The sequence below is a fragment of the Shewanella sp. N2AIL genome, from assembly GCF_022690845.1.
GTDB lineage: Bacteria > Pseudomonadota > Gammaproteobacteria > Enterobacterales > Shewanellaceae > Shewanella > Shewanella baltica.
Map to the genome: position 1 here is coordinate 75073 of NZ_JALBYT010000004.1, position 11765 is coordinate 86837.

10 protein-coding genes are annotated in these 11765 nt (G+C 47.4%); 1 reads left to right on the forward strand and 9 read right to left on the reverse strand.

From position 1 onward, the window contains the following. Positions 1-11: 11 nt before the first annotated feature. From putA to MO387_RS04320, 4 genes are all read right to left on the reverse strand, one after another. Complete coding sequence (gene putA / locus MO387_RS04305) at positions 12-3206, reverse strand: bifunctional proline dehydrogenase/L-glutamate gamma-semialdehyde dehydrogenase PutA (RefSeq protein ID WP_199908783.1); 3195 nt, start codon at positions 3204-3206, stop codon at positions 12-14. Positions 3207-3729: 523 nt separating this feature from the next. Further along, positions 3730-4278, reverse strand: a complete 549-nt coding sequence (locus MO387_RS04310) for a TIGR04211 family SH3 domain-containing protein (RefSeq protein ID WP_199908812.1) — start codon at positions 4276-4278, stop codon at positions 3730-3732. A gap of 227 nt (positions 4279-4505) precedes the next feature. Next, positions 4506-5795 (reverse strand): inorganic phosphate transporter, encoded by a 1290-nt coding sequence (locus tag MO387_RS04315; protein WP_006082932.1) that lies wholly within the window; start codon positions 5793-5795, stop codon positions 4506-4508. Between the two features lie 25 nt (positions 5796-5820). Continuing rightward, entirely contained in the window at positions 5821-6501 is a 681-nt protein-coding gene (locus MO387_RS04320; protein ID WP_006082931.1) for a TIGR00153 family protein, read from the reverse strand. A gap of 231 nt (positions 6502-6732) precedes the next feature. Here MO387_RS04320 and MO387_RS04325 point away from each other — a divergent pair, with 231 nt between their 5' ends. Beyond that, a complete protein-coding gene (locus MO387_RS04325; RefSeq protein WP_107950128.1) occupies positions 6733-8229 on the forward strand; it encodes a CYTH and CHAD domain-containing protein in 1497 nt (498 codons plus the stop codon). Between the two features lie 145 nt (positions 8230-8374). On the opposite strand, the gene MO387_RS04330 is transcribed toward MO387_RS04325, so the two are convergent. From MO387_RS04330 to MO387_RS04350, 5 genes are all read right to left on the reverse strand, one after another. After that, positions 8375-9199, reverse strand: coding sequence for an ion transporter (locus MO387_RS04330; protein WP_006082929.1), 825 nt, complete (start codon positions 9197-9199; stop codon positions 8375-8377). 155 nt (positions 9200-9354) lie between these two features. Continuing rightward, the gene (locus MO387_RS04335) at positions 9355-9684 is read right to left on the reverse strand and encodes a hypothetical protein (RefSeq protein ID WP_006082928.1); all 330 of its coding nucleotides are present in this window, start codon (positions 9682-9684) and stop codon (positions 9355-9357) included. A gap of 101 nt (positions 9685-9785) precedes the next feature. Further along, complete coding sequence (locus MO387_RS04340) at positions 9786-10439, reverse strand: hypothetical protein (protein ID WP_107946618.1); 654 nt, start codon at positions 10437-10439, stop codon at positions 9786-9788. A 162-nt stretch (positions 10440-10601) separates the two neighbouring features. After that, positions 10602-11291: a PspA/IM30 family protein gene (locus MO387_RS04345; RefSeq protein ID WP_106649569.1), complete on the reverse strand. Its 690-nt coding sequence runs from the start codon at positions 11289-11291 to the stop codon at positions 10602-10604. Between the two features lie 11 nt (positions 11292-11302). Next, positions 11303-11716: a DUF2170 family protein gene (locus tag MO387_RS04350; protein WP_007645549.1), complete on the reverse strand. Its 414-nt coding sequence runs from the start codon at positions 11714-11716 to the stop codon at positions 11303-11305. Positions 11717-11765 lie beyond the last annotated feature (49 nt).

Sequence of the window (11765 nt, forward strand, 5' to 3'; positions counted from 1 at the left end):
GGCGAGCGATATTATTCTTCGCCATCACCCAGTGATAACAACGTCGCGTTACCACCGATGGCGGTGATATTGTTAGTGCGAGTCTTTTCAGTCACAAAACGGGTTAAGTAGTGTGGGCCACCGGCTTTAGGGCCAGTGCCTGACAGGCCTTGACCGCCGAAAGGCTGTACACCCACCACAGCGCCGATTTGGTTACGGTTAATGTACACATTACCCACGTTGACTTTATCTGCAACTTCAAGGGCATGGCCTTCGTTACGGCTGTGGATGCCTAAGGTTAAGCCAAAGCCTGTGCTATTGATCTCGTTGATCACTTGGCTTAGCTCTGCAGCCTTGTAGCGAATAATGTGCAGGATTGGGCCAAAGTGTTCTTTCTCAAGCACTTTAATCGAATCGATTTCAACCGCCGTTGGCGAAACAAAGTGACCGTTTTCAGTGCCAGCAGGAAGCGGCATTTGCTTGATAAGCTTGCCGACTTGCTTGATGTGGTCGATGTGCGCATCTAAGTTGGCTTTGGCGGTTGCGTCAATCACTGGGCCTACGTCAGTTTTCACTGAGCTTGGGTTGCCAATCACTAACTCATCCATCGCGCCTTGCAGCACTTCGATCACGCGATCGGCGATGTCTTCTTGGAGGAAGAGTACGCGCAATGCTGAACAGCGTTGACCTGCGCTAGTGAATGACGATGAAACCACATCGTTAACCACTTGCTCAGGTTGTGAGGTTGAGTCCACTACCATGGCATTTTGACCGCCAGTTTCGGCGATTAAAGGAATAATCGCGCCATCACGGTTGGCTAGTGTACGGTTAATCAGTTTTGCTGTGCCAGTTGAACCGGTAAAGCATACGCCGCCGATACGTTCATCGGCCGTAATTGCGCTACCCACAGTCGCACCCGTACCCGGTAGGAATTGCAGAACCTCGACAGGAATACCCGCTTGGTGAGCGAGTTGTACTGCACGGTAACCAATAATTGAGGTTTGCTCCGCAGGTTTCGCAATCACTGTGTTACCCGCCGCTAATGCCGCAGACACTTGGCCGAGGAAGATAGCCAATGGGAAGTTCCACGGGCTGATACACACGAATACGCCGCGGCCTTGGAGGAACAGTTCGTTCAGCTCTCCCGTTGGGCTAGGAAGCAGTTCAGGCTTCGCCATCATTTTCTTGGCTTGTACTGCGTAGTAACGACAGAAATCAACGGCTTCACGTACTTCGTCGATACCGTCTTGAATGCTCTTGCCCGCTTCACGGGTACACAAGGCGATCAATTCTTCGCGGTTTTCTTCTAATAAATCCGCGAGTTTTTGCAGCGCAGAGGCACGGGTTTCAACCGGCGTACGTGCCCATGAGGCAAACGCCGCTTCAGCAGACGCGAGTGCTTGTTCTATGGCCGCATCATCGGCAAATGCGACTTGACCCACTGTTTGGGTGGTGTCGTATGGGCTGACTATGGTTTTGTGCTCACCGGTTAAGGTTTTGCCGTTAACCAGAGGGCCTGCTTGCCATTGGGTATTTTTAAACTGTTCTATTGCCGCGAAAAATGGCTCAGATTCGGAAATGATGTTCATATTGAGTCCCTTGGAATTTTTGCGATCGCTACCGAAAATATCGGCAGGTAAAACGATTCTATTGTTAGCCAGGGTTTTATAGCCCGTCAGCGTTTTTAGCGGATGCACCACTAATGAGTCGATTGGGGTTTTAGGATCAACGAGCTTGTGGACGAACGAAGTGTTGGCCCCGTTTTCCAGCAGACGACGCACTAAGTAGGGCAGTAGATCCTTATGGGCACCGATGGGCGCATAAATACGTACCGATTTGGCGCCAGCTTCCGACAAAATCGTGTCGTACAGCTCTTGTCCCATGCCGTGTAAGCGTTGGAACTCATGGTGACGATCGCCCGCCATATCTGAAATCGCCGCAACGGTTTGCGCATTGTGGCTAGCAAATTGTGGGTAGATAGCGCCGCGAGTCGCATCCGATAACAAGTAGCGGGCGCAGGCGAGGTAAGAAACGTCAGTACCGGCTTTGCGAGTGTAAAGTGGGTAAGCGGCTTCGCCAGCTTGTTGGGCCCATTTCAGTTCGCTATCCCAATAGGCGCCTTTTACCAGACGTAAGGGGATTTCATCCCCTTGCTCTTTCGCAAGGCAAGTTAACCAAACCAGTACGGGCAGGGCACGCTTAGAGTAAGCTTGAACCACAATACCGAGTAATCCCCAGCCTTTTGCCGCTTCTGAATTAAATAGTTTTTGGAACAGTTTCAGTGACAACTCGAGGCGATCGACTTCTTCAGCATCGATAGAAATACCGATATTTAAGCCGCGAGCCAGTGTAATCAGGCGGATAACTGTGTCGTACAGTTCAGTTAAAACGCGGTCTTCATTGGCCACTTCGTAACGTGGGTGCAATGCCGATAGCTTGATTGAAATCGTTGGGCGCGGTGATTCATTTTCGTTATAGCTTTGAGCACCGAGCTCAGTGATCGCATTGGCGTAATCGGTATAGTATTTCTCTGCATCTTTGCGAGTTAACGCCGCTTCGCCCAGCATATCGTATGAATGGGTATAGCCTAACTTACGCTTGTCTTCGCTGTTTTTCAGGGCTTCTTTCATGTTGCGGCCCAGCACGAACTGCTTACCCATGATCTTCATCGCGGCCATCATGGCTTGGCGGATCACTGGCTCGCCGAGACGATTAACTAAGCGGCTCAGTAAGTTGCTTGGGGTGCCATCGATTTTTTTATCGAGTTTAACAATCTTACCTGTGAGCATAAGGCCCCAGGTCGATGCGTTAACGAGTACAGAGTCACTCTTACTCATGTGCTCATCCCACTTAGCGCCTGAAAGCTTGTCTTCAATCAGTGCATCGGCAGTGGCCGCATCAGGAATACGCAGCAGCGCTTCGGCTAAACACATCAGGATAATGCCTTCCTGTGTTTCTAAGCTGTACTGTTGCAGGAAGGCATCTATGCCCACCATCAAACCTTTTTTATCGAATTGACGAACCTTGTTAACCAGTTCGTGGGCACGACGAGTGACGCGCTCTATGGCTTCATCACTGGAGGGAACTAGTTGGATCAACTCTGACAAGTATTGTTCTTCATCGACAATGTAGTTGTCGCTGATCGCTTTGAACAGTTCGTCGAGATTGGCAGAATCGTAGCGGCCTGCCAGCACTTCACTCGCTTTGAACATAGTTATCGCTTCCATCTTGGCCGTTATTGGGGCGCTATTGTTGAAACAAATTGGGAGGCGCCAAACGCATTTGATATTTTGTATACAATATGAAGGTTTGCGCGCGCCGATTATACAACCAAAATGTGACGGACAACACTATAGCGTGAAAGATTGTGAAGCTTGTTTGATTGGCTTGTTAATAATACCAATCGTATTAAATATCTGTTCATTCAGCGGGAGTTCAACGCGCTTTAGACAAGGCGAAGGCTTGAAGGCATAGTGGTGCTCTGTCGAAAGCCTTAAACGCAGTATAAAGCGCGTTGAAACCCGCCCTTCGGGAGCCTCACAGGCATCCCACTCCGGTGTTGCATTGACTTAAAAGGGAATGACCATTTCTGCGTCAATGCGCCTTGGATTGAGATGCCTGTGAGGCTCTGAACTGATTAGATATTTAAGGTGATTGGTATAAGTCGATGTAACGCTTGATTGACAAAAAAGCCAGTGTTTGAAAACACTGGCTTTTGGAAGGTAAATTAAGATTTTTTGTGTGTCAGACTCACATCCAACGTTTTTTACTGCGACGTTGTGGTCTGGGTAAATACACTAAAATAATGCCTAGGATTAAACCTAAACCTGCGATTAATCCACCTTGACGCCAAAGCTCAAAACGCTCGTCTTGGGCGGTGCGATCTACAGCATTCTTCAGTTGATCACGCTCTTGAGTGGTTTTGGCTAGGTTTGTTTCTAACTCGCTTAGCTTAGCCTTCAGTTCGGCAACTTCGTCGGCGTGGTTATCCGTTGAACTTGATACTTCCGCTAGCTTAGCTTTAGCTTGTGCAAGCTCAGTGGTTAACGCTGGCACTTGTTCACGGAAACTTTGAGTTGAGCTGATTAAGTTAGTTTGTACCCAACCTTCACGGCCTTTATGGTCGATGATTTTAGAGTAATCACCTTGGGTTTCGTTGAGCAGTGTCACAGGTTGACCCGCTTCAATTGAGCCAACAATTCGGAACTCAGTACCAGGACCACCTAAAAGATAAAGGAACACGTTATCCGAAATGTAACGGGATTGGCCTTCGGCCAGCAGGTTGGAAGACAGCAACATCATTCCCACCAGAGTCAGGAGTCTTAACACTTTTGTATTCTCATCAACGAAATAGTCTGCACATGCTAGGGATTTGAGGCCTGTAATGCAAGAGGGAAGTCATAGACTTCCCTCAACTTTACTGCATCCATGCTATGACCATTCCCTTTTCACTCAATCTTTCCTATGACCTTCTAGTCCTAGGCGCTAATGCTGCTTAACTTCAGCAACTTATTTAGCGAAACTTCTTAATTAAAGATACCTTTAATCATGTAGAAGAAGATGATTGATAGGCCTGCGCCTGCAGGTAGGGTCACAACCCAAGACACAACGATATTACGCACTACACCAATATTAATCGCTGCGATACCACGGGCCATACCCACACCTAATACTGCACCGACTAAGGTTTGTGTGGTAGAGATAGGTAAGCCTGTGCCCGATGCGATAACCACTGTCGAAGCCGCTGCTAATTCAGCCGCAAAACCACGACTTGGCGTCAGGTGAGTGATGTTTTTACCTATAGTTTGCATAACGCGCTGACCAAAAATCGCCAGACCCATCACAATACCTACGGCACCTAAAGGTAAAATCCACCAGACTAATGGCGATTTTGATGCAATTTCACCGCCGCTGTTAACGACAGAAACAACCGCTGCTAAAGGACCAATCGCGTTGGCAACGTCGTTTGAACCATGGGCGAAAGCCATACAACAGGCTGTCAGTACCATCAGGATCGCAAACACTTTTTCAACGTTTTTGAACTGAGTTTGACGGTCAGTTTTGTCGCTCATTTTTAAACGTGAAATCGCCACTTTACCCACTAGACCAACCACAACCGCGATTGCGCCCGCTAACATATAAGCTTCAGCGCCGCTTAAGTGAATACCCACGTGGGATAAGCCCTTAAGGATGGTCACTAAAGACATCATAAAGCCAGCAAATGCCATGTAGAAAGGCACATAACGCTTAGCATTGCTTAATGGATCGTCAGTGTTGAAGATAAGCTTCTGTACGCTTTGGAATATGATAAATGCCATAAAGCCCGAGATTGCAGGGGTAATCACCCAAGAACCTACGATACCGCCCACTTTACCCCATTCAACCGAATCAGTGCCTACACCGACTGCCGCGAAACCAATAATGGCGCCGACAATAGAGTGTGTAGTCGATACTGGCCAACCTAAAGCAGACGCGACGACTAACCAAATACCTGCCGCTAATAGCGAACCTATCATGCCGTAAACCAGCAATTCAGGTGTATTAGTGAAGTAACTGGGGTCAATAATCCCATTACGGATTGTACTGGTGACTTCGCCACCCGCTAAAAACGCGCCCGCAAACTCAAAGATCATCGCGATAATAATCGCTTGTTTGATCGTAATTGCGTTTGAACCTACAGAGGTTCCCATCGCATTGGCAACGTCATTCGCGCCAATACCCCATGCCATGAGAAAACCAAATGCAGCCGCAACGGCAATAAGCCACGGGCCATTGGTGACTAAGACGTTAGCCACCTCAATACCTGCATCAACCATATTGATACCTTGATAACCTTATTTGTTAAACGCGAGCCAGCATAAGCTCAAGACGTGAACCGACGCGTTCGGCGAGATCTGCAAGACCACCGACCCACTCAATCGTTTTGTATAGGAACATCACATCGACAGGATTCAATTCAGATTCCATGGCGAATAACTGACGGCGTAACTGAATTTGTAGATCGTCAGTATCTTCTTCGATGATATCGAGTTCGTTGATCATTTTTGCCACTAAGTCGACTTCACGACCACGGAAACCTGTTTCTAACAGATCTTCGAGTTCATTAATGACTTGTTTTGCTAGTGCTACCGCATCAATACAGCGTTGTAGATAAGCAATAAAAGGGACTTGCATGACCTGAGGGATTAACAGCTGACGGCCGATAACACGACCAGAAATATCTTTTGCTTTGTTGGCAATCTTGTCTTGTTGAGTTAAAAGTTCCAATAAATCTGTACGTTCTACTGGCATAAACAAACCGCTTGGCAGAGTAAGGCGAATTTCACGCTTTAGTGAATCTGCTTGCTTCTCGGCTAAACTAATTTGCTTACGTAATTGAACCGCACTGTCCCAGTTACCTGTGATAGTGGCTTCGAAAAAGGCGACGAGTAACGATGCACAATCGTGTACTTTGTCCATGTGCTCTTGAAGAGGCTTAATTGGCGATTTTGCAAACACGCCCAAAATAGAGTTTACTGGCATTGCCGTTTACCTATTTAGATTGTTCCATTATTGGAAAAAGCGGGCGCATGTTAACCTATGCGTCCGCGTATTGAAACTGTGTTTTTTCAGAAAAAACGACAGGTTTATTCTAACGGGTTATATACCAACTGCAAAACCAAATCCTACGGGATTTTTATGACACATTTGTGACATTATGAACTAAAGATGACGCATCAATGAATGTTTGATGACAAAATGAGCGGTAACGCAATGAATGCTGAGATTGAATTAAAACTGTTTTTCCTGCCGATATATCAAGAATCCCTGATAAATAAGTTAGATAGTCTCGATAATGCCGTACCTCAAGGTAAACGTCGTTTGGCGAATGGTTACTTCGACACCCCTGACTTACAACTGCGTCAGTGGGACATGGGTTTGCGGGTGCGTGGTTACGATGCGCACAGAGAGCAGACCATAAAAACCGCTGGGCAAGTCGTGGGCGGGATTCATTCGCGGCCCGAATATAATGTGACTATCCAAGCTGATAGCCCAGATTTAAGTCTATTCCCAGCCAGTATCTGGCCAGCCGATGCCGATTTAGCGGCCACTCAAGCCCAGTTGACTTGTATATTTCACACCGATTTTTATCGCCGCGCTTGGCATGTTCAGATTGATAATAGCGTGGTTGAAGTGGCGTTAGACATAGGTGAAATCACCGCTAATGGCCAGCAAGAAGCCCTGTGCGAGTTAGAGTTTGAACTCCTCAGTGGCGATACCGAAGCGCTACTTAAACTGGCAACGCAAGTGGCGAGTGTGGTGCCCGTGCGTTTAGGCAAAGCCAGTAAGGCGCAGCGCGGCTATCGATTGGCGGGTAAAGCTAAGCCGCTCGATTTAACCGCGTTAGAATTTCTGCCTCTCGCTGAACCCCGCGATTCTTCTACACAGGATTTAACCGCAAACTGCCAAATCTTGCTTGAAACCGCGCTTGAGCGTTGGCAATTATTAGAAAGCATGATTGCAGAGGAAAGCAAACCCGAAGCCTGTGTGGCACTGTGGTGGCGGATGCGCGCCTGTATTCGTCTACTGCGGATGACCTTAAGTCAGTTCGAATTATTGAATGTGACACTGTCGAGTCAATTCATGTCGATTGAAAAACAGCTCGATTTTATCGAGCAAGCACAGGCGCTAACCGCCTTGCTTGGGAGCCAAAGGGGCTTATTCGCAAAACTTGGCCAACATGCCCAAGTTAAAGCGCGGCTCATGGCGCAGCTGAGTGAAATACATCTAACTGAACGTTTACTCTCCTTGTGGCAGCAAACTGAATATGGTCAATTACAGCTGGCGATTGTCGAGATTTTGCTTAAGGTCAGTGCCGGTGAAGTGGATATCAGCAATCAGCCTAGCTTACGCCAGCATGCCGACAGCGCCCAGCAAGCCTCTTGGATGGCGATCGTTGAGGTAATGCCACTCAATACTGTCATGACTACCGCAAATTACCTGCAAGTGGCTGCAGTGCTTGATGAGAGCATCTTAGTCGGTCACGCCTATGGCAGTTTATATGAAGCGAAATCACGGGATGCATTTCGCGCACCTTGGCAAGATTTAGTGCTTGGGATTAAAACCTTAGCTTGTTACCGCGCGGTGCAGGATGCGAGCCGAGAGTTGGATATCGATTTAAATGAATGGCTGGAAGACAAACAGCAGAGTTTGTTATTTGCCATGGAATCGACACGTCGTAATGCGATGCAGCAACAGGCCTATTGGTAGGGTTATGTTTATAACTTTGACCTAATTCTAAGTCTATTGACTGGCGCAGCACTGATTCTAGCTCGGCACTGAAAAATACTAAGGGCTCAATCCACATTGGATTGAGCCCTTTCTTTTGCAGATTGTTAGCCCATTCTTCGCTAAATCAGTTATTTCTGGTTTCGATAACCTGTTTAAGCTCTGCAATTTTGGCGAGCATTTGCGCTTGGTTCTGTTCCATTTTCTGCTGGTTTTCTTCCATTCTCGCTAAGGCTAATTCAAGCTCTGATTTGATTTCGGCTTTATGGGCTTCTTGGCGTTCCTGACGCTCTGTTTCATCGGGCGCGACAAATACCGACGCCATATAACCTGAGATCACCCCGAAAAAGCTCACGCCGCTGACAATCACAATACCGCCTATGATATGGCCAGCTGTCGTTACCGGATAATAATCGCCGTAGCCGACAGTCGAGATAGTGACTAACGCCCACCAAATCGCTTGTTCTGCGGTTTGGATATTAGCGCCTTCTGTGCCGCTTTCGACGATCAAAATGATCACTGAGGCTAAGGTCAGAATCGTCACCATGGCGACGAGCAAACTGGCTAAGGTGGCTTGTTTACGTTGTTTGATCAGCGGCAGCAGCAGTGAACGACTCATGCGGATCAGGCGTATTACCCGCAGGATTTGGAACAGCCGCGCCATGCGCAGGGCTTCAATTGCCGGAATACTGGCAATAAAATCAATCCAATGGTGCCGAATGAAAAAGCGCTTATCACGAGCACGGACCAACCCAATAAAGAAGTTGATCATGAAGATCATACAAATGCTGGTATCGACGAAAAAGAGTAAGCGGTAGGTTTCGCTATCGAGGCGGCCGAAGGTCATGACGAGCACTATGATCACCGACAGCAGGGATAACAGCATCATCGCCATTTCGAATGGAGAAGGGGTGCCAAGGGTGCGAAGTGACCATGGGGTTTTATCTGTCATGCCAAACATGATCCCTGTTAAGTGCAGCGAATATCTCAACTAAAGTAAAAGACTTTAGGCTATGAGTAAATTGTCTTAGTCAATAAAAGGGCTATTTGTCGATTAATCACGCCAGCCATTCACATAAAGGGCTGGCGCGTGAAGTGATTGCGGCGTTAGGTTTCATCCACAAAGTGAACTAAATCGTCGAGTACACGGCGTTTAATTTCTAGCTGCGAATCGGCGCTTAACCCATATTTTTCTGCCAGTTGCACATAATCATCGGCATTGAGTGACACAGTAAGGCGCGGACGCGATGGCCGCTTCGATACGCTCAAGCCCAAAATAGTGCGAATTTGATCCGAAGGGCTCACGCCTGCATCTAACGCGGCTTTACGAATTGAGTATTGAAATTTTTCATCGAGATCGAAAGCCACTTGCGTTGCTTTTGCGGCTTGTTGGTTCTTCAACCATTGCTCGGGGAGAGGGTGTTTGGTTTTACTCATGGCGTATTACCTATTGCTATCAACCGTTTCTAGCGCTTATCTGTGAGATTGTATTGGGATTATCGATAAAGTGCGAGCACGCACTTTATCTTATTTTTGGGTTATTTCGCTGGCCAGTAATCTCGAATATCCGTCAGTGGACGATATAGGGTCAAGACAACATCTGTGTCGCCACCTTCGTAGACTTCCACTTCGACGGCGCAGCTTTCGTCGTCATCGAGCAGTAAATAGTACTCGAAGGGCTCACCCGTGGCGCCATTGACGTCTTGTGGTGGTTTTTGACCGCGGTAATCCTGACGATGGAAATAGCCAAAAGCGGCAAACGTCACTTGGTGATATTGCTTTCCAAGCCATTGTTCCAGTTGTTCCGCTAAGTCTGCCGGTAATATTTGAGTGGTTAACTCGGCATGACCCGGTTCATCGAACAGGGCGCTGAACTGCTCAAGATCGAATAACTGTTCCACTTGGGCGCGGGAAATCTTAATCGAAAAGGCGAGATAGGTTTCGTCGTCTTCTTCGATACTTAAAAAGAGTGTGTCGCTGCCATGACCTTTGAGTAACCATTCGGTTTGCTGTTTACGTTCAGACTCGTAGGTATGTACGGCTTCGACCCTCAATTGTTGACCACGAAGTTGTGGCGGCAGGGCAAAGCTGTCATCAATTGAGATCATGTCGCCCACATTGAGCTGGGATGGGTGATTGAGCTCGCGCTGTGGCGGTGCTGTCTTACCAAAAATACTATTGAAAAATCCCATAGTGACTCCTGCTGACTATGCTCGCGTGCGGCTTCAAATCGATTGGCTGCGGATCGTAACGGGCAATAGTGGTCAATTATTTTATGCGGATGAAACAAAAAAATGCCGAGGTCAGTAGGGGGTGATGATCCCACTGAGACTCGGCATTCAGTCAATCATTGCTTAGCTTTTACGTGCTTTAATTCGGTCTAGCACAGCATTTGCATTCGACTTTTGCTCACCAATACCGGCTTCGGCTAGCTTAGATTGCAGTGATTTGTCACTGTTTTCATCGGCTAAGGTTTCTGCCGCTTTCAGACGATCGTCAAACTGCTGCTGACGTGCCTTGATGCGCTCGAGTGAATCTTTAGCGTTCAGCAGCTTAGAGTTGCTAGACGCGAACGAGTCAGTAATGGTTGCCGTGGCTTTTTGCACGCTTTCAGTGGTTTTAACCATGCTCAGCTGACGTTGATAATCAGACAGTTGACGCTCGGTTTTCTTCACTAAGTCTTTCAAACGTGCCGCATGGGCGCTAAAGCTATCGTTGGCAGTTTGCTGCTCAGCAAGCTCTTGATCGAGCTGGGCAATTTTTTCTGCCACTTCAATTGCTAGGGCTTCATTACCTTTGTCCAATGCTTGAGTCGCATACCCTTCGTGCTCGGCAATCGAGCGCTTCAGGCGGTCGATTTCACGGCTGGCTTGCATTTCTTTCGCCATGACATCGGTCAGTTCACGCTTAGCGTTGGTTAAATGTTTTTCGGCGTCGCGAATTTCCTGTTCGAAAATACGCGTTGAGTTTGCGTCAACGATGCTTTGGCCAACTTCGGTGGCACCACCGCGAAACGCTGTTAAAATTTTATTCAGAATGCCCATTTTGTGGCTCCTTATTTTAGATAGTCGACCATTTCATCGATAACTTCTAAACAGTTATCGGATAAAACTGCTAATTCTTGCTCGATTTCGAGCATGCTAGATTGCAGTGAAAGCGCGCCGTAAACTACGTATTTGTCATCAATTTTCGCAAAGGCTGACAAGGGCATCGGAATGTTGAGTTCTAGCATGGTTTCAAACATTTCGCTGCGACGTTCTTGGTTTACTTCGTTCTCGCCCCACAGGTAACTGATGCAAAGAATCTGGTTATCCGTCACCGATACGAATACCGGTATTTCTTCACGGCCAACCACATTCACTTGCAGTACTTCGACTTCGCCATCAATAGGATAACAATCGAATTGAAAGCCGGTTTGGCTATTATTGCCAAGACTGTTGAGGTGATTGGCAAGGGTATGGATATTCATATTTGTCCTTATTGACATATTATGTCTGCGTTCAAAGATAGCACTGAGA

Excerpts from the sequence above, each read along its gene's own strand:
- putA (WP_199908783.1), bottom strand. The coding sequence starts at position 3,206 with ATGGAAGCGATAACTATGTTCAAAGCGAGTGAAGTGCTGGCAGGCCGC.
- MO387_RS04310 (WP_199908812.1), bottom strand. The coding sequence starts at position 4,278 with ATGTTGCTGTCTTCCAACCTGCTGGCCGAAGGCCAATCCCGTTACATT.
- MO387_RS04315 (WP_006082932.1), bottom strand. The coding sequence starts at position 5,795 with ATGGTTGATGCAGGTATTGAGGTGGCTAACGTCTTAGTCACCAATGGC.
- MO387_RS04320 (WP_006082931.1), bottom strand. The coding sequence starts at position 6,501 with ATGCCAGTAAACTCTATTTTGGGCGTGTTTGCAAAATCGCCAATTAAG.
- MO387_RS04325 (WP_107950128.1), top strand. The coding sequence starts at position 6,733 with ATGAATGCTGAGATTGAATTAAAACTGTTTTTCCTGCCGATATATCAA.
- MO387_RS04330 (WP_006082929.1), bottom strand. The coding sequence starts at position 9,199 with ATGACAGATAAAACCCCATGGTCACTTCGCACCCTTGGCACCCCTTCT.
- MO387_RS04335 (WP_006082928.1), bottom strand. The coding sequence starts at position 9,684 with ATGAGTAAAACCAAACACCCTCTCCCCGAGCAATGGTTGAAGAACCAA.
- MO387_RS04340 (WP_107946618.1), bottom strand. The coding sequence starts at position 10,439 with ATGGGATTTTTCAATAGTATTTTTGGTAAGACAGCACCGCCACAGCGC.
- MO387_RS04345 (WP_106649569.1), bottom strand. The coding sequence starts at position 11,291 with ATGGGCATTCTGAATAAAATTTTAACAGCGTTTCGCGGTGGTGCCACC.
- MO387_RS04350 (WP_007645549.1), bottom strand. The coding sequence starts at position 11,716 with ATGAATATCCATACCCTTGCCAATCACCTCAACAGTCTTGGCAATAAT.